Source organism: Ralstonia mojiangensis (genome assembly GCF_023955645.1).
Classification (GTDB): Bacteria; Pseudomonadota; Gammaproteobacteria; order Burkholderiales; family Burkholderiaceae; genus Ralstonia; species Ralstonia mojiangensis.
On the sequence record NZ_JAMXHU010000001.1, the window covers coordinates 1,225,819 to 1,250,411 of the forward strand.

Below are 24,593 nucleotides of genomic sequence, written 5' to 3' on the forward strand. Positions count from 1 at the left end.
GCACCTTTTCTGAATGAAAAATCGCATCAAGCATTATAGCCCAAGCCCTGTGTCAGACGACGCACTGGCTGACGTTTCCCTCGCTGCGCCGGAGACGGAAGACGCCCTCGATGATGAGGCGCTCGATTTGCCTGCCGCCGATGCGGCACCGGCGGCCGAGCCGATCATCGTCGAGATTCCCGAAGCCATGCACGGCGAACGCCTGGACAAGGCGCTTGCCAAGCTGCTGCCCGACTATTCGCGCAGCCGCCTGCAGCAATGGATTGACGCAGGTGCGGTGCGCCTGCGGGGTGAAGTCGTGCGCCCGCGTGCGGCCATCTCCGGCGGTGATCGCATCGAAGTCGTCCCGCAACGCGCGGCAGACGAAAGTGCCTTCGTTGCCGAGCCCATCGATCTGGATGTGGTGTACGAAGACGACACGCTGCTCGTCATCAACAAGCCTGCCGGGCTGGTGGTGCATCCGGCGGCCGGCAACTGGAGCGGTACGGTGCTCAACGGCCTGCTGCACCGCTATCCCGACGCGGTGGAGTTGCCGCGCGCCGGTATCGTCCACCGGCTCGACAAGGACACTTCCGGCCTGATGGTGGTCGCCCGCACGCTGCCTGCACAGACGGACCTCGTGCGCCAACTTCAGGCACGTACCGTCAAGCGGACTTATCTCGCACTCGTGTGGGGCGAAACGCCCGAAGAGGCCACGATTGACGCCCCGATCGGCCGCGACCCGCGTGACCGCACGCGCATGGCGATCATCGAGACGGCCAGCGGCAAGCCGGCGCGCACGCATTTCAAGACGCTGAACGTGGTGGACCTCGGGCGGGCGCAGGTATCTCTGGTGCGCTGCCAGCTTGAGACCGGCCGAACCCACCAGATCCGTGTGCATTTTGAATCGGAGGGGCATCCGCTGCTTGGTGACCCGGTCTACACGCGCAATTTCCGCCGTGGCAAGCCGCAGACGATCAAGGCGCCACTACCGGTGCCATTTACGCGGCAGGCGCTGCACGCTGTGCGCCTGGGGCTCGTGCATCCTGCGTCGGGCAAATCGGTGCATTGGGAAGCCGGCGTGCCCGATGATTTCGCCGACCTGCTGGAAGCCCTCGACCTGGATCCCGATGCCGATATCAACTGATTGGATCGTCCCTGACTGGCCAGCCCATCCGCATGTCAAGGCGCTGGCCACGACCCGCCTGGGTGGCGTCAGTGCAGGGCCTTACGGATTGGCCGGCGGCTTGCCCGGTGGCCTGAACCTTGGCCAGCACGTCGGTGATGCGCCCGAAGCCGTTGAACAGAATCGCCGCATCTTGCGTGTAGCGCTACCCGTCGAGCCGACGTGGATGGAGCAAGTACACGGCACCGGCGTGGCGGATCTGGATCAGCTCGTCGGCACATCTGCGCCTGTGGTTGCGGATGCGGCGGTGGCGTCGTGGCGGGATCGCGTCTGCGTGGTCATGACGGCCGATTGCCTGCCTGTCTTGCTGAGCGACGCTCGCGGCGTAACCGTGGGTGCGGCGCATGCGGGCTGGCGCGGTCTATGCGGTGGCGTGATCGAGCGCACGCTGGATGCGATGCTGCAACGGTTGCGCGCCAGCGGCCAGGAAGCCGATCCAACGTGGCTGGCATGGCTGGGGCCGGCCATTGGGCCATCGCGCTTTGAAGTGGGTGCGGAAGTGCGCCAGGCGTTTATCGACGCCGCTCAGCCTGGTGAATTACCTGCCACCCAAGCGGCTTTCGTGGAAGGCGCATCCGCCGGCAAGTTCTTCGCTGACCTGTATGCGCTGGCCCGGCTGCGGCTTGCACGCGTTGGCTGTACCGACGTGTACGGCGGCGGCCTGTGCACCATGACGGACGCCGAGCGCTTCTATTCGTACCGCCGGGAGCGCACCACAGGCCGCATGGCGACGCTGATCTGGCGCGCAGAGTGAGCGCTCAGACGGCGCCGTCGCCTGTGTCGCTGCTCAGTGTTGGGGAGGTGTCCGACTTGTCCTGCGCGGCTTCTTGGGCCTTGCGGCGGCGCCTGCGTGCCGGCGTGCCGACAATCCAGAGGAAGAGCGATAACGGGGCCACGCCGTAGAAGACAAATGTGCCGATGCCGGCAATCCAAGATTGCTCAGTCAAGGACATCATCAGTACGACGTAGAGCCAGGCGATGGCGACGATATACATGAGAAAAAGCGGTGCCCGGCATTGGCGCAATGCGGCAGTCTCGCACGAAATTGCGCAAATTGGACCATAGCCCCGGTTCTGCGCTTAGCCATTCGGTCGGAGTCGTTTTCGGCGAATGTGCCAAAACCCGCGCTGGCTGGGCGTTTCCGGCCGACCATTAACTAACTCCGATTGACAGCCTTGAAACGGCAAGGCAACAATGCCCCGCAATACTACGAGTTGCGCCGCCGTTCCAACCGGAGCGGCGCAATCGTCGGATCGAGGGCACTATGGCATCGCGTCAATCGACATCATCCAAAGCATCTAGCGCCCACACTCAAGCTCCCTGGCAGAGCTTGTCGGACCCTACGCAGTGGGCGGAGCAGTTCAAGCAATGGCAGGCCTTTGCGGGCGCCTTCGCACAACCCGGTGCTGCGGCGCAGGGTCTTGGCCAGTTCAACGGCGCAGCGATGGGCGAAGGCGCGGTTCCCTTCGCGCTGATCCCGCACGATCGGCTGGCCGAAATCCAGCAGAAATATCTCGAAGAGTGGCTCCAGATCTGGCGCCACATGAGCACCGGCGAAAGCGCCGAGGCCGTGGCGCCGTCTGATCGCCGTTTCTCGAACGATGCGTGGCGCAAGAGCCCGCTGTACGGCTACGCCGCTGCGTTCTACGTGCTCAACGCCCGCACCCTGATGGAAATGGCTGACGCCGTGCAAGCTGACGCCAAGACCCGCGAGCGCGTTCGTTTTGCCGTGTCGCAATGGACGGCCGCCATGTCGCCGTCCAACTTCCTTGCGACCAACCCTGAGGCGCAGAAGCATCTGATTGAATCGCGTGGCGAATCCCTGCGTACCGGCATCCTGAACATGCTGCAGGACATGGAGCGCGGCAAGATCTCGCAGACCGACGAAACGGCGTTCGAGATCGGCCGCAATGTCGCCAACAGCGAAGGCGCCGTCGTCTTCGAAAACGACTATTTCCAGCTCATCCAGTACAAGCCGCTGACGGCCAAGGTGCATGCGCGCCCGCTGCTGCTGGTGCCGCCGTGCATCAACAAGTTCTACATCCTGGATCTGCAGCCGGCCAATTCGCTCGTGCGCTATGCGGTGGAGCAGGGCAATACTGTGTTTCTGGTGTCCTGGCGCAATCCGGACGCGAGCATGGCGTCCCGCACGTGGGATGACTACATCGAAGGCGGCGCGATCGAGGCCATCCGTGTGGCGCGCGAAATTTCTGCGCAGGACCAGATCAATGTGCTGGGCTTCTGCGTGGGCGGAACGATCCTCTCGACGGCCCTGGCCGTGCTGGCGGAACGCGGCGAGCATCCGGCGGCAAGCCTGACGCTGCTGACCACGCTGCTCGACTTTACGGACACCGGCATTCTCGACGTATTCGTCGACCAGGCCCAGGTGGAAATGCGTGAGAAGACCATCGGCAGCAATGCGCCGACCGGCCCGGGCCTGCTGCGTGGCGTGGAGCTGGCAAACACGTTCTCGTTCCTGCGTCCGAACGACCTGGTCTGGAACTACGTTGTCGAGAATTATCTGAAGGGCAAGACGCCCGCGCCGTTCGACCTGCTGTATTGGAATGGCGACTCGACCAACCTGCCTGGCCCGTGGTACTGCTGGTACCTGCGCCATACATATCTGCAGAACGACCTCAAAACGCCGGGCAAGCTGAAGGTGAACGGCACGCCGGTGGATTTGGGCAAGATCGACGTGCCGGTCTACATCTACGGATCGCGTGAAGACCACATCGTCCCGTGGAAGTCCGCTTATGGCTCTGTGCCGCTGCTCAAGGGCAAGCGGCGTTTCGTGCTGGGCGCCTCGGGACATATCGCAGGCGTGATCAACCCGCCTGCGGCCAACAAGCGTTCGCACTGGATCAATGCCAAGCTGCCGGATACCGCCGATGCGTGGCTCGAGGGTGCCAAGGAGCATCCGGGCAGTTGGTGGCCCGATTGGTCAACGTGGCTGGCATCACACGCCGGCGCGCAGAAGGCTGCACCCAAGGGCTACGGCAATGCGGATTACCCGGCCATCGAGCCGGCGCCTGGCCGCTACGTCAAACAGAAAGCGTAAGATCGCGCGCATGACCCCCCGTTGCCGTCGCGGCTTCGGCCGCTGACGGCGTCCAACGACCCTCTCTTTCGACAGTGGAAGGTAAGCAAATGACCGATGTTGTGATCGTATCGGCGGTACGCACCGCCGTGGGCAAGTTTGGTGGCTCGTTGGCGAAGATCGCTGCGCCTGAGCTTGGCGCGGCCGTTATCCGCGAAGCGCTGGCGCGCGCCAAGGTGTCACCCGACCAGGTGAGCGAAGTCATCATGGGGCAGGTGCTGACTGCCGGCTCGGGCCAGAATCCGGCGCGTCAGGCCGTCATCAAGGCTGGGCTGCCGAACATGGTGCCCGGCCTGACCATCAACAAGGTGTGCGGCTCGGGCCTGAAGGCCGTGATGCTGGCCGCCAACGCCATTGTGGCGGGCGATGCCGAGATCGTCGTGGCCGGCGGCCAGGAAAACATGTCCGCCGCGCCGCACGTCCTGCCGGGCTCGCGCGATGGTTTCCGCATGGGCGATGCCAAGCTGATCGATTCGATGATTGTGGACGGGCTGTGGGACGTCTACAACCAGTACCACATGGGCATCACGGCCGAGAACGTCGCCAAGGAATACGGCATCACGCGTGAAGCGCAGGACGAGTTTGCCGTGGCATCGCAGAACAAGGCTGAAGCTGCGCAGAAGTCGGGCCGTTTCAATGACGAAATCGTTCCGATCCTGATCCCGCAGCGCAAGGGTGATCCGATTGCCTTTACGCAGGATGAGTTCGTCCGGCATGGCGCCACGCTTGAGTCGATGGCTGGCCTGAAGCCTGCCTTCGACAAGGCCGGCACGGTGACGGCTGCCAATGCCTCGGGTCTGAACGATGGCGCCGCCGCTGTCGTGGTGATGTCGGCCGCGAAGGCGAAGGAGCTGGGTCTGACGCCGCTGGCTACGATCCGTGCGTACGCGAGCGCTGGCCTGGACCCGAAGGTCATGGGCATGGGGCCGGTACCGGCATCGAAGCGCTGCCTGTCGCGCGCCGGCTGGTCGGTGGCCGATCTGGACCTGATGGAGATCAACGAGGCGTTTGCCGCTCAGGCGCTGGCCGTGCATCAGCAAATGGGCTGGGATACGTCCAAGGTCAATGTCAATGGCGGTGCGATTGCGATCGGCCACCCGATCGGCGCGTCGGGCTGCCGCATCCTGGTCACGCTGCTGCACGAAATGCAGAAGCGCGATGCGAAGAAGGGCTTGGCCTCGCTGTGTATCGGCGGCGGCATGGGCGTGGCGCTGGCGGTTGAACGTCCGTAAGTTTTTTGCAGTGGGATTGGCGTGGGGTGGAACGAATACCGCACACGCCAATCCGAGAAACCTGAGCATCCGCTGCCCGGCAAGAGGCCTGGCAGTTCTAACAACAAGGACTAGGAGTGGACATGACCAAACGCATCGCATACGTCACCGGTGGCATGGGCGGTATCGGAACGGCGATTTGCCAGCGCTTGGCGCGCGACGGCTTCACCGTTGTCGCAGGCTGCGGCCCGAACTCGCCGCGCAAGGCGAAATGGCTCGAACAGCAAAAGGCGCTTGGTTTCGACTTCGTGCCGTCGGAAGGCAACGTCGGTGATTGGGAGTCGACCAAGGCCGCGTTCGACAAGGTCAAAGCCGAAGTGGGCGAGGTGGATGTCCTGATCAACAACGCCGGCATCACGCGCGACGTGGTGTTTCGCAAGATGACCCGCGCCGACTGGGATGCGGTGATCGACACCAACCTGACTTCGCTGTTCAACGTGACCAAGCAGGTCATTGACGGCATGGCGGATCGCGGCTGGGGCCGTATCGTCAACATCTCGTCGGTGAACGGCCAGAAGGGGCAGTTTGGTCAGACCAACTACTCCACGGCCAAGGCCGGCTTGCATGGCTTCACGATGGCGCTGGCGCAGGAAGTCGCAACCAAGGGTGTGACGGTCAATACCGTGTCGCCGGGCTATATCGCCACCGATATGGTGAAAGCGATTCGTCAGGATGTGCTCGACAAGATTATTGGCACCATCCCGGTCAAGCGCTTGGGCGAGCCGACGGAGATCGCCTCGATCTGCGCATGGCTGGCATCTGAAGAGTCTGGCTTCTCCACCGGCGCGGACTTCTCCCTCAACGGCGGCCTGCACATGGGCTGACGCTCAATGCCCATGCTGCGGCGATGCTGCAGCATGGGTGCAGCAATTTTTCCCTTGCTTTGCCTGCATGCTGCGATGCTCGATTGCATCGCAGCAGGCTTTTTGCGTCCTCTCCGGACAACTGTCCGAGTGCGTGAGCCGCATCAAAATGCTGCGGGTTTTTACCGGGGGAGGTCGCCTTTTCTTTGCAGGGCGATCCGCATAGAATCCAGTCACGGAGGCGCTCCGCAGGGAGACACGGGGCGTCCGATCATAACCGGATGCATCTGCGCTGCTCTTGAATGCAGCATTCGCACGCAGATCGGAACAGCCGGGCAACCGCGTATTTTGCTGCATCGCTCGGTACAGTCATTTCGCACTGCATCGGCTGCACCGCAGCAGCATCGCCAACACGGAAAGGCACGATGGCCACCAGCAAGAAGGGCACCGAACGGCTGATCAAGAAATATCCCAACCGCCGGCTCTACGATACCCAAACCAGCACGTACATCACGCTGGCAGACGTCAAACAACTCGTGATGGAAACCGAAGAGTTTCGCGTCGTCGACGCGAAATCCGGTGAAGACCTGACCCGCAGCATCCTGCTGCAGATCATCCTGGAAGAGGAAACCGGCGGTGTGCCGATGTTCTCCGGCGCGATGCTCGCTCAGATCATCCGTTTCTATGGCAACGCCATGCAGGGCATGATGGGCACGTACCTGGAAAAGAACATCCAGGCGTTTGTCGACATCCAGAGCAAGCTGGCCGAAAACTCGAAGGATCTGTACAGCGGCAACTCCTTCAACCCTGACATGTGGTCGCAATTCATGAACATGCAGGGGCCAATGATGCAAGGCATGATGAGCAACTACATCGAGCAGAGCAAAAACCTGTTCGTGCAGATGCAGGAGCAGATGCAGAGCCAAGCCAAGAACATGTTCGGGACATTCCCGTTCAACCAGCCGCCCGAAAAGAAGTAAGTTCGGCGGGCTGGTAAAACGAGGCGAATCGCATGGCGGTTCGCCTTTTTTGTTGGGCGCACGCCGGAGCGGGCGGCAAGGTAAAATACCGGTCCTTCAGGTGAGGTGTACGCCTCACCGACGATCCCGCCCCGGTTTCCCCATGTTTGATGTCCGCCCTTGGCCTGCGTGCCGGCTGTCTTCCGTTTTGCCATGAGTCGGCTTTTGCTCGCCCCGATGGAGGGAGTTGCCGATTACGTCATGCGCGACGTGCTGACGCAAGCAGGCGGCTATGACGGATGCGTTTCGGAGTTCGTCCGGGTGACGGGCTCGCTGCTGCCAGCGCGCACGTACGAACGTGAGACGCCCGAGATCCGCAACGGTGGCTATACCGCCAGCGGCACGCCGATGACCATCCAGCTCCTCGGCAGCGATCCGGAATGGCTGGCTCGCAATGCGGCATACGCGGCGACCCTCACGCCGCACGGCATCGACCTCAACTTCGGTTGCCCGGCCAAGGTCGTGAACCGACACGGCGGCGGCGCCATGCTGCTCGCCACGCCGGAAGTGCTGTACGACATCGTGCACGCCGTGCGGGCTGCGGTGCCGGCCAACATTTCGGTGACGGCGAAGATGCGGCTCGGCGTTTCCGATACTTCCCGTGCGATTGACTGTGCGACGGCCCTGGCGGAAGGCGGTGCCGAATCGCTCGTTGTGCATGCCCGCACGCGTGACCACGGCTACCGGCCGCCCGCGCATTGGGACTGGATCGCACGCATCGCCGATGCGGTGAGCATCCCCGTGACCGCCAACGGCGAAGTCTGGACCGTGGCTGATTGGGAGCGCTGCCGGGCCGTCAGCGGCTGCAATGACGTGATGATCGGGCGCGGCGCCGTGTCTGACCCATTCCTGGCTCAGCGCATTCGCGGGCAGATGGATCAAACGCCGTCTGCGGCGGAATGGCCGGTTGTGCTGGGCTATCTCGCCGATTATCTGAAAAAGCTGCATGCTCGCATCTCGGCCAAACATGAGCATGGCCGCGTCAAATTGTGGCTCAGCTATCTGAAGCGGACGTGGCCGCAGGCCTCGGAACTGCACGATGCGATCCGCAGACTGCAAGACGCGCTGGAAATCGAGCGCGTGATTGAACAGATGCAGCTTCGGCTTGGCCGCCCCGGCGCGGCGAACGGTTAAAATACGCAACCGCGCGGCACACCCACGTGCGCAGCGCAAATCCTCTCCCACATCAGGTTGTTCCCATGTCCGACGTCAGTACCCAGAGCCCCAAGGTGGGGTTCGTCAGTCTCGGTTGTCCCAAGGCCTTGGTCGATTCCGAGCAGATCATTACCCAACTGCGCGCGGAGGGGTATGAGATCTCCGGCACGTACGGCGGGGCGGACCTGGTGGTCGTCAACACCTGCGGCTTCATCGACGAGGCTGTGCAGGAAAGCCTGGATGCGATTGGCGAGGCGCTGGCCGAGAACGGCAAGGTGATCGTCACCGGCTGCCTGGGCGCCAAGAAGGACGCCGCTGGCCAGGACATCATCACCAACGTACACCCGAAGGTGCTGGCCGTGACCGGCCCCCACGCGCTGGGTGAAGTGATGGAAGCGGTGCACACGCACCTGCCCAAGCCGCACGACCCGTTCATCGATCTGGTGCCGCCGCAGGGCATCAAGTTGACGCCCAAGCACTACGCGTATCTGAAGATTTCCGAAGGCTGCAACCACCGTTGCAGCTTCTGCATCATCCCGTCGATGCGAGGCGATCTCGTCTCGCGCCCGGTGGCCGAAGTGATGCTGGAGGCGGAAAACCTGCTGAAGGCCGGCGTAAAAGAGCTGCTCGTCATTTCGCAGGACACCAGCGCCTACGGCGTCGACGTCAAATTCCGTATGGGCTTCTGGAACGGCCGTCCGCTGAAGACGCGCATGACCGAGCTGGTCGGCGCGCTTGGCGAGTTGGCGTCGCAGTACGGCGCCTGGGTGCGCCTGCATTACGTGTACCCGTACCCGAGCGTCGATGAGGTGATGCCGCTGATGGCCGAAGGCAAGGTCCTGCCGTATCTGGACGTACCCCTGCAGCACGCCCACCCCGACGTGCTTAAGCGCATGAAGCGCCCGGCCAACGCCGAAAAAACGCTGGACCGCATCCGCGCTTGGCGCGAGGTCTGCCCGGAGTTGACCATCCGCAGCACGTTCATTGCCGGTTTCCCGGGCGAGACAGAAGAAGAGTTCCAGACGCTGCTCGACTTCATCGCCGAGGCCGAGTTGGACCGCGTGGGTTGCTTCGCGTATTCGCCGGTCGAAGGCGCCACCGCCAACGATCTGCCGGGCGCGCTGCCCGATGAGGTGCGCGAGGAGCGCCGCGCGCGCTTTATGGAAGTCGCCGAGCGCGTGTCTGCGCGCCGTCTGCAGCGCAAGGTTGGCAAGTCGCTGCGCGTGCTCGTGGATGAGGTCAATCAGGACGGCGGCATCGGCCGTTCGTCGGCGGACGCGCCCGAGATTGACGGCCTGGTCTATATCGCGCCGCCGTCGAAGCCTTACAAGCGCTACAAGGCGGGCGATTTCGTGTCGGTCAAGATTACCGGCGCGGATGGCCACGACCTGTGGGGCGAAGTCTGACCTACTTAGGTAGTCGTACCTAAATTTTGCGAACGGTCGTGCGTTTATACTGGCCGCCATCCAATTTCGATGGCACAGGAGACAGCAATGGCACGTGAAGTGGTGGTGGTAAGCGGCGTTCGTACCGCAATCGGGACGTTTGGCGGCAGCCTGAAGGATGTGGCGCCATGCGAACTGGGCGCGCTCGTCGTGCGCGAGGCACTGGCCCGCGCCGGCGTGAAGGGCGAGGAAGTCGGCCACGTGGTGTTTGGCCACGTGATCAACACCGAACCGCGCGACATGTATCTCTCGCGTGTGGCTGCGGTGAACGGCGGTGTGTCGGCCGACACCCCCGCATTCAACGTCAACCGCCTTTGCGGCTCGGGCTTGCAGGCTGTGGTGAGCGCCGCGCAAACCGTTCTGCTGGGCGACGCCGACGTTGCCATCGCCGGCGGTGCGGAAAGCATGAGTCGTGCGCCGTACCTTGCGCCCGCCGCCCGCTGGGGTTCGCGCATGGGCGACGCCAAGATGGTCGACATGATGCTGGGCGCGTTGCACGACCCGTTCCACGCGATCCACATGGGAGTGACGGCGGAGAACGTCGCCCGCGAATTCGGCATCAGCCGCGAGCAGCAAGACCAGACTGCGCTGGAATCGCACCAACGTGCATCGCGCGCCATCCAGGCCGGCTACTTCAAGGATCAGATCGTTCCGGTAACGATCAAGTCGCGCAAGGGCGATATCCAGTTCGATACCGATGAGCACGTCCGCCACGACGCGACCATCGACGATATGACCAAGCTGAAGCCGGTCTTCACGAAAGAGAATGGCACGGTCACGGCAGGCAACGCTTCGGGCCTGAATGACGCGGCTGCCGCGCTGGTGCTGATGGAGCGCTCGGAGGCAGAGAAGCGCGGGCTCAAGCCGTTGGCGCGGCTGGTCTCGTACGGCCACGCTGGCGTGGATCCGAAGATCATGGGTATCGGCCCGGTGCCGGCCACGCGCAAGGCGCTGGAGCGCGCAGGCCTGTCGGTCAAGGATCTGGATGTGATCGAAGCCAACGAGGCGTTTGCCGCCCAAGCCTGCGCGGTGACGAAGGAACTCGGCCTCGACCCAGCCAAGGTGAACCCGAACGGTTCGGGCATCTCGCTCGGCCACCCGATCGGCGCAACGGGTGCGCTTATCACGGTCAAGGCGCTGCACGAGCTGCAGCGCATCGGTGGTCGCTACGCGCTGGTGACCATGTGTATTGGTGGAGGACAAGGCATTGCGGCGGTGTTCGAGCGCATCTGAACCCATTTTTTCGATTGAACGCCTGATTTGGCCCACCGGCGCGCTGCTTGCGCTGGTGCTGGCCGCAGGCGTGGCGCCGGTGTCCGCGCAGACGCCGGCCGCCAACAACGGCTACGACGTATCGACCGGCAACACCAACGTGCAGCCAGGTGACCTGGGCCTGAACCGCGCCGTTGCCGATGGCGACAAGCGCCGCGCTCAGGCCAGGAAGGGCGACAACGGGTTCTCTGCCCAGACCGCGCCGCCCCGTTTGCTGCAACCGCAGCCCGACTACGCAAAATATCCCGTCTATACCGGCGTGATCGGCGACATGCCGATCCGCATGCGTCTTGGGCGCAAGGCCGGTGAAATCGACAGCGTCCACGGCGAATACGTTCCGGGCAGCGCGGCGGGCGTGCGCTTGGTGACCGGCGAATATGAAAACGGCGGTTTTCTCATGGAGGAGTCCGATGACGGCACGCACGTCACGGGTACCTGGGAAGGCGCTATCGACGGTCACGGCATTGTGCGAGGCACGTGGACGGACGTCGCCCACGACGGCCATACGCTGCCCTTTGTGCTCCGGCCCGTCGCAGTGGTGGTGATTCCGCCGTACGATGCCACAGCCAACAGCAATGCCGCAGTGCCCGCAACGCCAATGACGCCATTGGTTCCCGCCGCACCGGGTCAGATTGCGCCACCGTCCAGCAATCCGACGCGATCAAGCGCGCACTGGTAAGCAGCAGGAAATTGCTCATACGCCATCAAACAGGAAACCACGTGAACGACGACACCAAGCTCCCGCCGATGTTTCCCGCGACCCAGGCTGTCCATCCGGACTTGCATATCCCGCCAGGCTTCACGGCGTTCTCGCATGCCACGCATCGTGCATCGACGGTGGTGTTCAAGAATCTCGCCGATATGCGTGCCTTCGGCAGCGGCAGCGTGGTGCACTGGCGCTACGGCCTGCATGCCACGCCGACATCCGACACGCTGTGCCAAGCGCTGGCGCAGATCGAAGGCGGCTCGCACGCGCTGCTGCTCCCGTCGGGGCTGGCGGCGATTTCGCTGGTGTATTTCTCGCTCATCAAATCCGGCGACGATGTCCTGATTCCGGACAACGCCTACGGACCGAACCGCGACCATGGCGAGTGGATGGCGCGCCAGTTCGGCATCACCGTGCGTTACTACGACCCGATGATCGGTGCTGGCATTGCCGACCTGATGCGCCACAACACCAAGCTCGTGTGGCTCGAAGCGCCCGGATCCGTAACGATGGAAGTGCCCGACTGCACGGCCATCGCTGAAGTGGCGCGCAAGGCCGGCGCCATCACCGCCATCGACAATACCTGGAGTGGCGGCGTGTATTACCAGCCGTTCGAGCATGGCATCGACATCTCCGTGCAGGCGCTGACCAAGTACCAATCGGGCGGCAGCGATGTGCTCATGGGCGCGGCCATCACCAACGATGAAGCGCTGCACCACAAGCTGCTGGCCACGCGGATGCGCATGGGCTGGGGCGTTTCGGCAGACGATTGCTATTTTGTGCTGCGTGGCCTGCCGAGCCTGCCGACCCGCCTGGCTGCGCACGATGCGCACGCCCGCGAAGTCGCCGAATGGTTGGCAGATCGGCCCGAAGTCGTGCGCGTGCTGCACCCGGCGCTGCCCGATTGTCCGGGTCATGAAAACTGGAAACGCGACTTTACCGGCGCGAGCGGATTGTTCTCGATCGTGCTGCACGACCGCTATTCGCAAGCGCAGATCGATGCCTTTATCGAAGGCCTGCGCTACTTTGCGATCGGCTTTTCGTGGGGCGGGGCGCACAGCTTGGCGCTGCCATACAACATCCCGTCGATGCGCACGGCGACTGCTTGGCCGCCAGCCGATTGGGAGAACGCGGGCGGTTTCGTGCGGCTGTATATCGGGCTGGAAGATCCGCGAGATCTGATTGCGGATTTGAAGCAAGCAATGGAGACGCACCTGCGGGCGGAATAACGCGTTCCCGCAGGTGGGAATTCCCGTAGCGGCTTACTGCTGCGGGAACAGATTCAACAGCCCATCCAGGCCGACCACGTTGAACGCCACGTCCGCCTGCGCCTGCACGATGGGCTTGGCGCGGAACGCGACCGACAGACCGGCCACGCCCATCATCTTCAGATCGTTCGAGCCGTCGCCCATGGCGATGGCGTTGTGTGGCGACACCCCCAGATCCTGGCAGAACGCCTTGAGCGTCTGCGCCTTCACATCCGCATTGACGATCTCGCCCAGCACGCGGCCGGTGAGCTTGCCGTCGACGATCTCCAGCGTGTTGGCGCGCGTGCGGTCCAGGCCCAGGCGCTCCTGCAGGCGCGAGGTGAAGAATTCGAAGCCGCCCGATACCAGCAGCGTGCGGATGCCCAACGCTTGCACGGCCTTGAGCATCTTTTCGGCACCCAGGGATAGCTGCAGGCGCTCGGCGTAGACCCGCTCCAGCACGCTCGCGTCCAGGCCCTTGAGCAGTTCGACGCGGCGCGTCAGGCTTTCGTTGAAATCCTTGATCTCACCCCGCATCGACGCTTCGGTGATGGCCGCCACTTGCGGCTTGAGCCCGCAGAAATCCGCGATCTCATCGATGCACTCGATCGTGATGAGCGTCGAATCCATGTCCATCGCCAGCACGCGGAAATCGCCGAACGTCCATTCGTCGGGAATCCACGCGTAGTCCATCTTCAGGTTGGCGCAGATGGCATCAAGCTGGACGCGCAATTCGCTGGGCAGTTCGTGCACCCATTCGATGGCGGCGACGTTGGGCGCGCGCATCTCGTAGGCGGCGCTGCCGAACAGGCCGCGGACGGATTCAATATCACCGGTGGACAGCGGCGACGGGCTTTGCAGAATGACGGGCATGGAGTGAGAGGAGCGGGGGAGCGGGGCAGTTTCAGCGCTGAAGGAAGCCCGCTATTGTAGCGAACGCCCCGGGCAGAATGCGCCCCACCAAAAGGTGAGGCGTTGCTGTGTAAGCGTTAGGCGGACGCGGTTTCGACCATCAGGCTGCGCGCCACCTTGGCGAGGAAGCGGTCGCACGCGTCGAGTTGGGCGAGTTCGACATATTCGTTGGCCTTGTGCGCCTGTTCGATGTTACCCGGGCCGCACAGCACGGCCGGAATGCCGGCGCGCTGGAAGAGCCCCGCTTCAGTGCCGTAGGCGACTTTGCGCTTGTCGTTGTCTTCCGTCAGCACACGCACAAGCTGCGTGATGGCGGCTTGCTCCGAGGCGTCCAGCGACGGCGCGGCGGCAATCTCGTCAAGTTCGATGCGGGCGTCCGGGTGCTCGCGCTGCATGGCGGGCTCGATGGTTTCGCGCACGTAATGCTCGACGCGTGCGCGGATGGCCGGCGCATCCACGCCCGGCAGGTTGCGGAATTCAAACACCAGCTCGCACAGCGCGGGGATCGTGTTCAGCGCGATACCGCCGTTGATGAGGCCCGTCGATGCCGTGGTGAAGGGCACGTCAAACGCATCGTCGAACGGGCCCTTGGCGCGGAATTCATCGGCCAGGTCGCGCACGAAACAGATGATGCGCGCGGCGTATTCGATGGCGTTCACGCCCTGCGGCGTGAGCGACGAATGTGCGGCGCGGCCGTGCACGCGGCAGCGGTAGGCGTTGATGCCCTTGTGCGCGACGATGGGGCGCATGGCGGTGGGCTCGCCCACGATGCAGCCGGCAGGCCTGATGCCGCGGGCGATCAAATCTTCGATCATGCGCGGAGCGCCCACGCAGCCGACTTCCTCGTCGTACGACAGCGCAAGGTGCACAGGCTCGCGCAGCCTTGCCTGGAGCAGCGACGGCACCAGCGCCAGCGACGAAGCGATGAACCCCTTCATGTCGCACGTGCCACGCCCGTAGAGCTTGCCGTCGCGCACTTCCGGCGCAAATGGGTTGCTGTCCCATTTCTGGCCGTCCACGGGCACCACATCGGTATGGCCCGACAGCACGATGCCGCCTTGCACGCTGCCGTCCGCTGCCGGGATCGTGGCAAACAAGTTGGCCTTGTTGCCATCGTCGTTGTGCGACAGATGCGATTCGAGACCGACGCCGCGCAGGTAGTCGCGCACGGTTTCGATCAGCGCCAGGTTGGAGCCGCGGCTGGTGGTGTCGAAGCTGACGAGCTTGTTCGTCCAGTCGAGGGTGGAGAACGGTGTGGGGGCGGTGCTCATGATGGTGTCCTTGTTCTGATTGGCCGATCCTACTGGATCACGTCAATTGCCGCATGGCGTGGCGAATGGTCTGCGCCAGCGCGCCGAATTCGGCCGGAATGTTTTCGATACGCAGACGATCTTGCCCCGCCAGCTTGATCTGTCGGTTCTTCTGCACGAGATCGATGATCTTGATGGCGTCGACAGGCGGGTTCGGTATGAACTGCAGCGTGACAGCGTTCGTGCCCGTGTCAATCTTGCGGATGCCCAGCGGCGCGGCGGCAATGCGCAGCCGGTGCGTTTCGATGAGCGATTGCGCCTGAGGCGGCAGCTTGCCGAAACGGTCGATCAGCTCTTCCTGGATGTTGTCGATGGTCTCGCCGCTTTCGCAGTTGGCCAGGCGCTTGTACAGCGACAGGCGCTCCTGCACATCGCCGCAATAGTCTTGCGGCAACAGGGCGGGCGTGCCGAGGTTGATCTCGGTTGTGGCCGCAAGCGGCGCCATCAGATCGGGTTCCTTGCCGGCCTTGAGCGACTTCACCGCCTGGTTGAGCATGTCGGTGTAGAGCTGGAAGCCGATCTCGGAAATCTCGCCCGATTGCTTGTCACCCAGCACCTCGCCGGCGCCACGGATTTCCAGATCGTGCATCGCCAAGTAGAAGCCTGCGCCGAGCTCTTCCATCTGCTGAATGGCTTCAAGGCGGCGTTGTGCTTGCTTGGTCAGACCGTCGACGTCATGCACCAGCAGATACGCATACGCTTGGTGGTGCGAGCGCCCGACGCGACCGCGCAATTGATGCAGTTGCGCCAGGCCGAACTTGTCGGCGCGGTGGATCAGGATCGTGTTGGCGGTCGGCACGTCAATGCCGGTCTCGATGATCGTCGTGCACAGCAGGATGTTGGCGCGCTGGGCCACGAAATCGCGCATCACGCGCTCCAGTTCGCGCTCGTGCATCTGGCCGTGGGCGACCACCACGCGCGCTTCTGGAATCAGCTCTTCCAGTTTGGCGCGCTTGTTCTCGATGGTCTCGACCTCGTTGTGCAGGAAATAGACCTGGCCGCCGCGCTTCAACTCGCGCAGGATGGCTTCGCGCAGCACGCCGTCTTCCTCGCGGCGCAGGAACGTCTTGATGGCCAGGCGCTTTTGCGGCGCGGTTGCGATCACCGAGAAATCGCGCAGGCCTTCCAGCGCCATGCCCAGCGTGCGCGGGATCGGCGTGGCCGTCAGCGTGAGCACGTCCACCTCGGCGCGTAATGTTTTGAGCGCTTCTTTCTGGCGCACGCCAAAGCGATGCTCTTCGTCGATGATGACGAGCCCCAGCCGGTTGAACTTCACATCCGGCGAGAGCAGCTTGTGCGTACCGATCACGATGTCGATGGTGCCGGCGTTGATGGCTTCGATCGCGGTGTCGATCTCTTTCTTGTTCTTGAAACGCGAGATCTCGGCAATGCGCACCGGCCAGTCGGCAAAACGGTCGACCAGCGTCTGGTAATGCTGTTCGGCCAGCAGCGTGGTCGGCGCCAGAATGGCAACCTGCTTGCCGCCCATCACTGCAACAAACGCGGCACGCAGCGCGACTTCCGTCTTGCCGAAGCCAACGTCGCCACAGACGAGGCGGTCCATCGGCTTGCCCGACGTCATGTCGCCGATCACCGCTGCGATGGCGGCGGCTTGATCGGGTGTTTCGTCAAAGCCGAAGCTCTCGGCAAAGGTGGCGTAATCCTCGGGCGTGAGCGGGAAAGCGAAGCCCTGACGCAACGCACGTCGCGCGTAGAGGTTCAGCAGTTCGGCCGCTGTATCGCGAATCTGCTGCGCCGCCTTGCGCTTGGCCTTTTCCCATTGGCCTGAACCCAGCGAATGCAGCGGCGCGGTTTCCGGATCGGCGCCCGAGTAGCGCGAGATCACGTGTAACTGATGCACCGGCACGTAAAGCTTGCTGCCCTTGTCGTAGTCGAGGTGCAGGAATTCTTCTTCGCCGTTGCCCATGTCGATGGACACCAGCCCCTGATAGCGGCCGATGCCGTGTTCGCTGTGCACCACCGGATCGCCGATCTTCAACTCAGCCAGATCGCGCACCATCGAGTCGACGGCGGTGGCCTGTTCCTGCTTGCGGCGACCGGCGCGGCGCACGGTTTGCGCGTACAGCTCGGTTTCGGTGATCAGCGCGATGCGTTCGTCGCCGAGGATGAAACCCTGGTACAGCGGCGCCACGCCCAGCACGAACTTGGCATCGCCGCTCATCAGGTCGGCAAAGTCCGCGACGCCTTCAGGATGCAGGCCGCTGGCGGCAAGCATTTGCGCAAGCGTTTCGCGGCGGCCTGCGGATTCGGCGCAGATCATCACGCGGCAATTGCTGCGCATCAGGAACGATTCGAGATTGACGAGCGGGTCTTCTGCGCGGCGGTTGACGGCAACGTTCGGCAACGGCAACGAAAGCGGGGCGTCGCCGGGCTCGGCGCGCAACACCAGACGCGCGTGCGGCTTGGCAGCGACGAAGAACGCCTCTTCATCCAGATACAGCGCCGACGGCTGCAGCAGCGGCCGCTCGCGATCGTGGCGCATGAAGTTGTAGCGCTGCGTGGTGTCGGCCCAGAAGCGGCGCACCGCGCCTTCGATGTCGCCCACGAAGGCAAGATGCGTGGCGCCCGGCAGGTAGTCGAACAGCGTCGCGGTTTCTTCGAAGAACAGCGGCAGGTAATACTCGATGCCGGCGCTGGGCACGCCGTTGCCGATGTCTTTGTAGATGGGCGAGCGAGTCGGGTCGCCTTCGAACACCTCGCGCCAGCGTCCGCGGAAGGCGGTGCGCGAGGCCTCGTCCATCGGAAATTCGCGGCCCGGCAGCAGACGGACTTCGTTCACCGGGTAGAGACTGCGCTGCGTGTCCGGGTCGAACGAACGGATCGTCTCGATTTCGTCGCCAAACAGGTCGAGCCGATATGGCAGCGGTGAGCCCATCGGGAACAAGTCGATCAGACCCCCGCGCACGGAGTATTCGCCCGGGCGCATCACGGCGCTGACGTGCTCGTAGCCGGCCAGCGTGAACTGCGCTTTGAGCGCAGCTTCGTCCAGCTTTTCGCCCTTTTTGAAGAAGAACGTGTAGGCGGCCAGGAATGATGGCGGCGCCACGCGTTGCAGCGCCGTGGAGGCCGGCACGAGGAGGATGTCGCACGCACCGTTCTGCAGGTCATGCAGCGTCGCCAGCCGCTCGGAGATCAAATCCTGGTGCGGCGAGAAATTGTCGTATGGCAGCGTTTCCCAGTCCGGTAGCAGCTTCACGCGCGCCTGCGGGGCAAACCATCGCAGCTCTTCCGCCAGGCGTTGGGCGTCGACGGCATTGGCGCAAACCACCGCCAGCATCGGCACGGCGGCGCGATGCTGCTCCAGGTAGCGCGCAAGCAGCAGGGCGTCGGCCGCGCCCTGCAGGCCGCTGAAGACGAAGCGCGAGCCCGGTTTGACGGCGGGCAGGGCGGAGAACGAAAAATCGGACATGAGGTGTCAGGTTTTGTGGGGCACGACTGCAAGACAAAGCACGACACCCCGCCGGCATGTGCAGGCGGGGTGTCGTGGCGCAGACCGCTATTATAAAATCCGCGGCAGTCGCGCGCTTGGCGAGGGCCAAAAACCACGCAAATGCCGCGCCCACGTTCACATTCCCGCCTGCCATGTCGATTTCCTTCCCCGGCCGACGCCGTTTTGCGCTGATTCCCTCGGCGGGCACCGGCTCGCGTGCCGGCGGTGACCTGCCCAAGCAATATCAGGTGATCGCCGGGCGGCCGATGCTGTGGCACACGGCGCAGGCGTTCCTGGCCAGCCCCGAAATCGACTCCGTGCTTGTGGTGACAACGCCCGGCGCACAACCGCTGGTGCAGCGATTTCCCGACGGTGGTTTTGACGCGCCCGAGCTGGTGGAGGTCGATTGCGGTGGCGATTCGCGCCACGCATCTGTCGCCCACGGGTTGGCGGCGTTGCGAGGTTTGGGTGCGCACGACGACGATTGGGTGCTGGTACATGACGCGGCGCGCCCGGGCCTGACACCGGCCCTGATCGCACGTTTGGTCGCGGCGGTAGAGGCCGAAGGCACGCAAGCTGCGGGGGGCATCCTTGCACTGCCCGTGGCTGACACGCTCAAACGTGCCGATGCAGCACAGCACATCGGCGCGACCGTGCCCCGCGATGGACTGTGGCAAGCGCAGACGCCGCAGATGTTTCCGCTTGGCCAGCTGGAGCGCGCCTTGCGGGAAGCGCTGCTGCAACATCGCATCGTCACCGATGAAGCCAGCGCGATTGAAGCCGCCGGTCACTCGCCGCTGCTTGTGCCGGGGGCGCTGCGCAACTTCAAGGTGACGTATCCCGACGATTTCGCGCTCGCCGAGGCCATCCTCGCGCAGAGCGCACAACCCGACGAGGCATCGCAAGCATGAACTGGATGGACATCCGCATTGGCCAGGGCTACGACGTGCACGCGCTGGTGGAGGGCCGCAAGCTGATCCTGGGCGGCGTGGAGATTCCGCACACCCGCGGCCTGCTCGGCCACTCCGATGCTGACGCGCTGCTGCATGCGATTACCGACGCGCTGTTTGGCGCCGCCGGCCTGGGCGACATCGGCCGGCACTTTCCCGACACCGATCCGGCCTTTGCCGGCGCCGACAGCCGCGCGCTGCTGCGCGAAGCCGTGCGCCGCGTGCACAAGGCCGGCTATGCGGTCGGCAATGTCGACGCCACCGTCATCGCGCAGAAGCCCAAACTCGCGCCGCATGTGCCGGGCATGGTGGCCAACCTCGCAGAGGACTTGGGCATCGCGCCCGAGCGGTGCAACGTCAAGGCCAAGACCAACGAGAAGCTCGGCTTCGAAGGCAAGGAGGAAGGCATCGTCGCGCAGGCCGTGGTGCTGATCTATCGTGCGGAAGGCGCTGATCAGGACTGAGCCCGCAGCGTCGTCGCGTCAAGGCAAACGGCAGCAACGGAGCGATCCGGGCTGCCGTTTTCGTTTGCGGGATCGGCGTGGCTATTCGGCTGCGATGACCTGCGCGGCCGCGTTGATCACGGCCGCGATGCGCCCAACATCGCGCAATTGCTGCGCGCTCATGCCCTGGTGATTCTTCAGCAAGTCGTAGTGCGATTTGATGCAGAAATGGCATTTGCCGATGATGGACGCAGCCAAGGCGTACATCTCGAACCTGCGCTTGTCGACGCCGCCGTTGTTGGCGTAGGCGTTCATGCGTAACTCCGCTTTCTGCTGCGCGAGGTCGGAGTCGTCGGCCATCTCGACGTACGGATACCAGACGTTGTTCATGCCCATCAGGGCAGCGGCGGTCAGCGCGCCGTTCACCTCCTCGGGCGACAGCACCCCGGCATTGCGGATGGCGTCGGTCAGCACTTTGCTCTTCGTGGCAAAAGCGGCCGCTAACGCGACGCCCACCGCGTCATTGCCCTCGAGCGACGAGCGCGCGATCGTGCCGTCCAGGTTCAGACGGATGTCTTTGGCGTAGTCCGGAATGCGCCCCTTGAGTGTCTGCAGAAATTCCATGAATGCCTCCCGTCAGCGAGCACCGAAAAGGAAAGCCCGCAGCAAGGGCGGGCTTCGGCTGAGTAGGGCGCCGCGCGGCCGTTACAGCGTCGAGCCGCCGACTGCGCGGTTGCACGGGCACAGCTCATCCGTCTGCAGGCCATCGAGAATGCGCAGCACTTCGTCCGGATTGCGGCCCACGTTCAGGTTGTTGACCGATACATGCTGGATCACGTTGTCGGGGTCGACGATGAAGGTAGCGCGCAATGCAACGCCGGCCTCGTGCTCGCGTACACCAAGCTGGTCGACCAGCGCGCCGGTCGAATCCGCAAACGACCACTGATTCAGCTTGTTCAGATCTTTGTGCTCGCGGCGCCATGCGAGCTTGACGAATTCATTGTCGGTCGAACCACCGAGCACGATGGTGTCGCGGTCGGCAAAGTCATCGTTCAGTTTGGCGAAGGCAACGATTTCGGTCGGGCAGACAAAGGTGAAGTCCTTCGGATAGAAGAAGATGACTTTCCATTTGCCCGGGAACGAGGTTTCGGTGATGTCTTCGAACGCCGACTCGCCGTTCTCTTCGTGATTGTTGAATCCGGGCTTGACGCCGACGACCTTGAACGGTTCGAGCTTGTCACCAATGGTCTTCATGAGCTTCTCCTGGAGTTGTGTGGCAATGGGTGCGGAACCCAAACGGGGACTTGCAGACACACGCTGACCGGCCGCCCGGAGTCCGATTGGGAAAACGGACGGAGACGAAGAACGCGCAGGCGCGCAGCCTGGCGGCTGGAGTATTGGCGATGAACTCAAAACCGGCCAATTGATATTCTCAACGCCGGCCATAGCGCTGCCTGCCGCCGCACGTTATCGGCGGCGCATGACAGTGGTGGGAAGCAGGGGATATGCCCGGGGGGCGGATCGAGGCGGTGTGCCGGATCAGGCGCGCGCGTAACAGGCGCTCACGAGCAGCCCCGTTTCGGGCGGCGTGCGGTTCTCAAGCACGAGGCGACCGCCGCTGCGCTGCAAGATGCGATTGACGATCGACATGCCCAACCCGGCGCCCTTGGCTTCGCTGCGTGCCGATTCAAGGCGGTAGAACGGCCGCGTGAGCAGCGCAAGCTGATCGGTCGGCACACCCGCACCGCGATCGGCCACGCACAATACAACTTCGTTGCCTTGCAGGAAGGTGCTGACGGTGATCTCCGCGCGATTCGTGCCGGGGGTCTTGCCGTAGCGTCGTGCGTTTTCGATCAGGTTGTCGAGAATGCGCTGCGTTTCCATGCGGTTGCAGCGGGCGATGGCCTCGGGCGCGAGCTTGAGCGTCAGGTCGATATCGTCGTGTGCGGAGTAGACGGGCGCCGTGTCGCGCACGAGTTCGGTCAGGTCCACGTCTTCGAGCATCTCGCCGCTGGGGCGCGCGTAGTCCAGGAACTGGCCGATGATCGCGTCCATCTGTTCGATGTCGGCCACCATCAGTTCGCGCGTTTGCTCGTCGACGGGGCTCATCTCGGTTTCCAGGCGCAGGCGCGTGAGCGGCGTGCGCAGGTCGTGCGAGATGCCGGCCAGCATGACGGCGCGATCGGCCTCAAGCTGTTTGAGGTCGCGCACCATCTGATTGAAGCTATGGTTTGCCTGCGCCACTTCGGTGCCGCCGCCTTCGGGCAGCGCCTTCGGATCATCCCCCGCGCTGATGGCGCGCGCCGTATCGGCCAGGCGCTTGAGCGGCTGGTTTACGCGTGACGTAATGAACGCTGCGCCAAGCACCGACAGCACCAGCGCCGCCATCGACCACCACAGCCACTGCAGCCCAGGCACGTGCTCAAAACGGTCCGGGCTGATGGCGACCCAGTAGTCGTCGCCCTCGATCTGGAAGCTCACCCACACGCCCGGGATGTCGTTGACGGCCGTGGCGATTACCGCGTCGGCGCCAAGCCGGTTGCGGATTTCCTGTTGGACGAGCTGTGTCAGATACGGGTTGGTGTGCGGCTCGCGGTATTCGTCTTCCTTCTCGCGCGGGTAGACCTTGATGCCCTCGTTCTGCACGAGATCGAGCAGCAGGAAGCGGCGTCGCGACGGATCGGAATAGAGCAGCGCCGCCCGCGTGAGCTTGACCACGCTGACCACCTGCATGGCGATCTGCTGAGCGCGCGGTTCACGCTCGAAAATACGGAAGCTCTGGAACCACACGCCCAGAGAGATCGCGATGAGCAATGCGATCAGCATGAAGGTTCGCCAGAACAGCGAACCAAACACACTGATCAGCAGACGCCGCAACGCGGCCGGACGCGGGATGCGCAAGTCGGATGCGGAAAAGAAAGGTTGCTCGGGTGCTTACTTGGCGCCGTCGGGAATGAACACGTAGCCCAGGCCCCACACGGTTTGAATGAAGCGGGGGTTGCTGGCGTCCGGTTCGATCAGCTTGCGCAGGCGCGAAATCTGCACGTCCAGGCTGCGGTCGAACACTTCGTATTCGCGGCCGCGCGCCATTTCCATCAGTTTTTCGCGCGATAGGGGTTGGCGCGGATGGCGTGCGAACACCTTCAGCACGGAGAATTCACCCGTCGTGAGGGTGATCTCTTCGTCGTTTTTCTTGAGCGTGCGCGTGGCCAAATTGAGCACGAAATCGCCAAAGGCGAAGGTTTCGGGCGTCTCTGACGGCGCACCGGGGATCTCCGCCGGACCGCGGCGGCGCAGCACGGCGTGGATGCGGGCGATCAGCTCGCGGGGGTTGAAGGGCTTGGGCAGATAATCGTCCGCGCCCATTTCGAGGCCGACAATGCGGTCGACGTCTTCGCCCTTGGCGGTGAGCATGATGATCGGCGTCTGATCGTTTGCGCCGCGCAGGCGACGGCAGATCGACAAGCCGTCTTCACCCGGCATCATCAGGTCGAGCACGAGCAGATCGAAGCGCTCACGCAGCCAGAGTTTGTTCATGGCCGTGGCGTTTTCTGCCACCAGCACGGTGAAGCCCTGTTCCCCCAGGTAACGGCGCAGCAGGTCGCGTAGGCGAGGGTCGTCGTCGACGACGAGAATCTTTTGACCGGAATTTTCCATGGCGCTTATGGTAACGACAAAAACATGGGCCCAATCAACAACAGGAGGCAGTAAAAGCCCAATTGAAACAGACGGTTACATTATTTACCGAGTCACGCGAACAGTCTGTAGGACGCGCAGCTACACTGCCTTGGCAGTTCCTCGCAACGGTTTGGGGTCTGTTTCCCCCTGCGGAGGGGACTGGCGTGCAATGCGGTTGCCTGTTATCGATTGTCGCGCAATGATGCATGGCGCATCGGTTTCCAGCAACAAAGACGTGGCTTCTCAACTCCCTTTTTCGAATCGCTCAGTGATGTTTCGGCGGCGCGTGGCGCTGTTGACCTGTGTTCTTGCCCTCTGTGCGGCCGGCTCGCAGGCGCACGCGCGCGGTGATCGCGGTGGCTTTGGCGGATTCGGCGGCTTTTTCGGCGGCGGGCATGCGATGCAGGCCGGCGCACAGGAAAAAAGGGGCGGGCAGGGTCCGGCGCGCGGGCATGGCGGCGATGAACGCAGCCGCCGCGCCGCCGCGATGGAAAACCGCCGTGGTGAGAATGCTGATCGTGGGTCTGGGCAACGCAAGCTGTCTCCCGAGGAACGCAAGCAATTGCGTCAGAACATCTATGACGTCACGCGGGATATCTACCACCGTGGCGGCTAGGTAGGGGCCGAGGAAAGGCGCATGAGTCGCTGCCCCGGCAAAGCAGTAGGGTC

The 24,593-nt window shown here is 63.5% G+C and carries 22 protein-coding genes; 14 read left to right on the forward strand and 8 right to left on the reverse strand.

The window, feature by feature from the left end:
- Window positions 1–13: 13 nt before the first annotated feature.
- On the forward strand, window positions 14–1,126 hold the full coding sequence (locus NG898_RS06005; RefSeq protein WP_252691486.1) for an RluA family pseudouridine synthase: 1,113 nt from the start codon (window positions 14–16) through the stop codon (window positions 1,124–1,126).
- A complete protein-coding gene (pgeF, locus tag NG898_RS06010) occupies window positions 1,110–1,919 on the forward strand; it encodes a peptidoglycan editing factor PgeF (protein WP_252691487.1) in 810 nt (269 codons plus the stop codon). Before NG898_RS06005 ends, pgeF begins: the two co-directional genes overlap by 17 nt.
- Window positions 1,920–1,923: 4 nt before the next feature.
- Here the strand turns inward: pgeF and NG898_RS06015 are convergent, their stop codons facing one another.
- Window positions 1,924–2,160 (reverse strand): hypothetical protein, encoded by a 237-nt coding sequence (locus tag NG898_RS06015; RefSeq protein ID WP_252691488.1) that lies wholly within the window; start codon window positions 2,158–2,160, stop codon window positions 1,924–1,926.
- Window positions 2,161–2,429: 269 nt separating this feature from the next.
- On the opposite strand from NG898_RS06015, the gene phaC reads away from it, so the two are divergent.
- The 9 genes from phaC (at window position 2,430) to NG898_RS06060 (ending at window position 13,162) form a co-directional block, all read left to right on the forward strand.
- The gene (phaC, locus tag NG898_RS06020; protein WP_252691489.1) at window positions 2,430–4,223 is read left to right on the forward strand and encodes a class I poly(R)-hydroxyalkanoic acid synthase; all 1,794 of its coding nucleotides are present in this window, start codon (window positions 2,430–2,432) and stop codon (window positions 4,221–4,223) included.
- Window positions 4,224–4,312: 89 nt separating this feature from the next.
- On the forward strand, window positions 4,313–5,494 hold the full coding sequence (locus NG898_RS06025) for an acetyl-CoA C-acetyltransferase (protein ID WP_252691490.1): 1,182 nt from the start codon (window positions 4,313–4,315) through the stop codon (window positions 5,492–5,494).
- 122 nt (window positions 5,495–5,616) lie between these two features.
- Window positions 5,617–6,357 (forward strand): 3-ketoacyl-ACP reductase, encoded by a 741-nt coding sequence (locus NG898_RS06030; protein WP_024975562.1) that lies wholly within the window; start codon window positions 5,617–5,619, stop codon window positions 6,355–6,357.
- Window positions 6,358–6,761: 404 nt separating this feature from the next.
- The gene (gene phaR, locus NG898_RS06035) at window positions 6,762–7,316 is read left to right on the forward strand and encodes a polyhydroxyalkanoate synthesis repressor PhaR (RefSeq protein WP_024975563.1); all 555 of its coding nucleotides are present in this window, start codon (window positions 6,762–6,764) and stop codon (window positions 7,314–7,316) included.
- Window positions 7,317–7,508: 192 nt separating this feature from the next.
- Window positions 7,509–8,489 carry a tRNA dihydrouridine synthase gene (locus tag NG898_RS06040; protein WP_252691491.1) on the forward strand — a complete coding sequence of 327 codons (981 nt, stop codon included), beginning with the start codon at window positions 7,509–7,511 and terminating at the stop codon, window positions 8,487–8,489.
- A 65-nt stretch (window positions 8,490–8,554) separates the two neighbouring features.
- Window positions 8,555–9,916 (forward strand): 30S ribosomal protein S12 methylthiotransferase RimO, encoded by a 1,362-nt coding sequence (rimO, locus tag NG898_RS06045; protein ID WP_024975565.1) that lies wholly within the window; start codon window positions 8,555–8,557, stop codon window positions 9,914–9,916.
- Between the two features lie 87 nt (window positions 9,917–10,003).
- Window positions 10,004–11,188, forward strand: a complete 1,185-nt coding sequence (gene bktB / locus NG898_RS06050) for a beta-ketothiolase BktB (protein ID WP_252691492.1) — start codon at window positions 10,004–10,006, stop codon at window positions 11,186–11,188.
- Window positions 11,163–11,906: a hypothetical protein gene (locus tag NG898_RS06055; RefSeq protein ID WP_252691493.1), complete on the forward strand. Its 744-nt coding sequence runs from the start codon at window positions 11,163–11,165 to the stop codon at window positions 11,904–11,906. The genes bktB and NG898_RS06055 overlap by 26 nt, the downstream gene beginning before the upstream one ends.
- A gap of 41 nt (window positions 11,907–11,947) precedes the next feature.
- Window positions 11,948–13,162, forward strand: coding sequence for a cystathionine beta-lyase (locus NG898_RS06060; protein ID WP_252691494.1), 1,215 nt, complete (start codon window positions 11,948–11,950; stop codon window positions 13,160–13,162).
- Window positions 13,163–13,195: 33 nt separating this feature from the next.
- Here NG898_RS06060 and serB read toward each other — a convergent pair whose 3' ends face one another.
- The 3 genes from serB to mfd all read right to left on the reverse strand — a co-directional run bounded on the left by serB (window position 13,196) and on the right by mfd (window position 18,832).
- Complete coding sequence (serB, locus tag NG898_RS06065; protein ID WP_252691495.1) at window positions 13,196–14,053, reverse strand: phosphoserine phosphatase SerB; 858 nt, start codon at window positions 14,051–14,053, stop codon at window positions 13,196–13,198.
- 116 nt (window positions 14,054–14,169) lie between these two features.
- Window positions 14,170–15,363 carry an acetylornithine deacetylase gene (gene argE, locus NG898_RS06070; protein WP_252691496.1) on the reverse strand — a complete coding sequence of 398 codons (1,194 nt, stop codon included), beginning with the start codon at window positions 15,361–15,363 and terminating at the stop codon, window positions 14,170–14,172.
- A 37-nt stretch (window positions 15,364–15,400) separates the two neighbouring features.
- Window positions 15,401–18,832: a transcription-repair coupling factor gene (gene mfd, locus NG898_RS06075; protein ID WP_252691497.1), complete on the reverse strand. Its 3,432-nt coding sequence runs from the start codon at window positions 18,830–18,832 to the stop codon at window positions 15,401–15,403.
- 173 nt (window positions 18,833–19,005) lie between these two features.
- Here mfd and ispD point away from each other — a divergent pair, with 173 nt between their 5' ends.
- Together ispD and ispF are read left to right on the forward strand one after the other, a co-directional pair.
- Window positions 19,006–19,764, forward strand: a complete 759-nt coding sequence (ispD, locus tag NG898_RS06080) for a 2-C-methyl-D-erythritol 4-phosphate cytidylyltransferase (protein ID WP_252691498.1) — start codon at window positions 19,006–19,008, stop codon at window positions 19,762–19,764.
- Window positions 19,761–20,267 carry a 2-C-methyl-D-erythritol 2,4-cyclodiphosphate synthase gene (gene ispF, locus NG898_RS06085; protein WP_252691499.1) on the forward strand — a complete coding sequence of 169 codons (507 nt, stop codon included), beginning with the start codon at window positions 19,761–19,763 and terminating at the stop codon, window positions 20,265–20,267. Before ispD ends, ispF begins: the two co-directional genes overlap by 4 nt.
- An 81-nt stretch (window positions 20,268–20,348) precedes the next feature.
- On the opposite strand, the gene NG898_RS06090 is transcribed toward ispF, so the two are convergent.
- The 4 genes from NG898_RS06090 to ompR all read right to left on the reverse strand — a co-directional run bounded on the left by NG898_RS06090 (window position 20,349) and on the right by ompR (window position 23,903).
- Window positions 20,349–20,870: a carboxymuconolactone decarboxylase family protein gene (locus NG898_RS06090; protein WP_252691500.1), complete on the reverse strand. Its 522-nt coding sequence runs from the start codon at window positions 20,868–20,870 to the stop codon at window positions 20,349–20,351.
- 81 nt (window positions 20,871–20,951) lie between these two features.
- On the reverse strand, window positions 20,952–21,500 hold the full coding sequence (locus tag NG898_RS06095; RefSeq protein ID WP_027681312.1) for a peroxiredoxin: 549 nt from the start codon (window positions 21,498–21,500) through the stop codon (window positions 20,952–20,954).
- Between the two features lie 285 nt (window positions 21,501–21,785).
- Window positions 21,786–23,147, reverse strand: a complete 1,362-nt coding sequence (locus NG898_RS06100; RefSeq protein ID WP_232042906.1) for an ATP-binding protein — start codon at window positions 23,145–23,147, stop codon at window positions 21,786–21,788.
- 33 nt (window positions 23,148–23,180) lie between these two features.
- Entirely contained in the window at window positions 23,181–23,903 is a 723-nt protein-coding gene (gene ompR / locus NG898_RS06105; protein WP_004627064.1) for an osmolarity response regulator transcription factor OmpR, read from the reverse strand.
- A gap of 190 nt (window positions 23,904–24,093) precedes the next feature.
- On the opposite strand from ompR, the gene NG898_RS06110 reads away from it, so the two are divergent.
- The gene (locus NG898_RS06110; RefSeq protein WP_252691501.1) at window positions 24,094–24,540 is read left to right on the forward strand and encodes a hypothetical protein; all 447 of its coding nucleotides are present in this window, start codon (window positions 24,094–24,096) and stop codon (window positions 24,538–24,540) included.
- The last annotated feature ends 53 nt before the right edge of the window (window positions 24,541–24,593 follow it).

Bases quoted from the DNA above. Each gene is read 5' to 3' on its own strand.
- argE (WP_252691496.1), bottom strand. From the start codon at position 15,363: ATGAGCACCGCCCCCACACCGTTCTCCACCCTCGACTGGACGAACAAG.
- NG898_RS06090 (WP_252691500.1), bottom strand. From the start codon at position 20,870: ATGGAATTTCTGCAGACACTCAAGGGGCGCATTCCGGACTACGCCAAA.
- phaC (WP_252691489.1), top strand. From the start codon at position 2,430: ATGGCATCGCGTCAATCGACATCATCCAAAGCATCTAGCGCCCACACT.
- serB (WP_252691495.1), bottom strand. From the start codon at position 14,053: ATGCCCGTCATTCTGCAAAGCCCGTCGCCGCTGTCCACCGGTGATATT.
- NG898_RS06040 (WP_252691491.1), top strand. From the start codon at position 7,509: ATGAGTCGGCTTTTGCTCGCCCCGATGGAGGGAGTTGCCGATTACGTC.
- NG898_RS06030 (WP_024975562.1), top strand. From the start codon at position 5,617: ATGACCAAACGCATCGCATACGTCACCGGTGGCATGGGCGGTATCGGA.
- NG898_RS06110 (WP_252691501.1), top strand. From the start codon at position 24,094: ATGCGGTTGCCTGTTATCGATTGTCGCGCAATGATGCATGGCGCATCG.
- ispF (WP_252691499.1), top strand. From the start codon at position 19,761: ATGAACTGGATGGACATCCGCATTGGCCAGGGCTACGACGTGCACGCG.
- NG898_RS06015 (WP_252691488.1), bottom strand. From the start codon at position 2,160: ATGTATATCGTCGCCATCGCCTGGCTCTACGTCGTACTGATGATGTCC.
- NG898_RS06025 (WP_252691490.1), top strand. From the start codon at position 4,313: ATGACCGATGTTGTGATCGTATCGGCGGTACGCACCGCCGTGGGCAAG.
- bktB (WP_252691492.1), top strand. From the start codon at position 10,004: ATGGCACGTGAAGTGGTGGTGGTAAGCGGCGTTCGTACCGCAATCGGG.
- pgeF (WP_252691487.1), top strand. From the start codon at position 1,110: ATGCCGATATCAACTGATTGGATCGTCCCTGACTGGCCAGCCCATCCG.
- phaR (WP_024975563.1), top strand. From the start codon at position 6,762: ATGGCCACCAGCAAGAAGGGCACCGAACGGCTGATCAAGAAATATCCC.
- NG898_RS06005 (WP_252691486.1), top strand. From the start codon at position 14: ATGAAAAATCGCATCAAGCATTATAGCCCAAGCCCTGTGTCAGACGAC.
- ompR (WP_004627064.1), bottom strand. From the start codon at position 23,903: ATGGAAAATTCCGGTCAAAAGATTCTCGTCGTCGACGACGACCCTCGC.
- ispD (WP_252691498.1), top strand. From the start codon at position 19,006: ATGTCGATTTCCTTCCCCGGCCGACGCCGTTTTGCGCTGATTCCCTCG.
- rimO (WP_024975565.1), top strand. From the start codon at position 8,555: ATGTCCGACGTCAGTACCCAGAGCCCCAAGGTGGGGTTCGTCAGTCTC.
- NG898_RS06095 (WP_027681312.1), bottom strand. From the start codon at position 21,500: ATGAAGACCATTGGTGACAAGCTCGAACCGTTCAAGGTCGTCGGCGTC.
- mfd (WP_252691497.1), bottom strand. From the start codon at position 18,832: ATGTCCGATTTTTCGTTCTCCGCCCTGCCCGCCGTCAAACCGGGCTCG.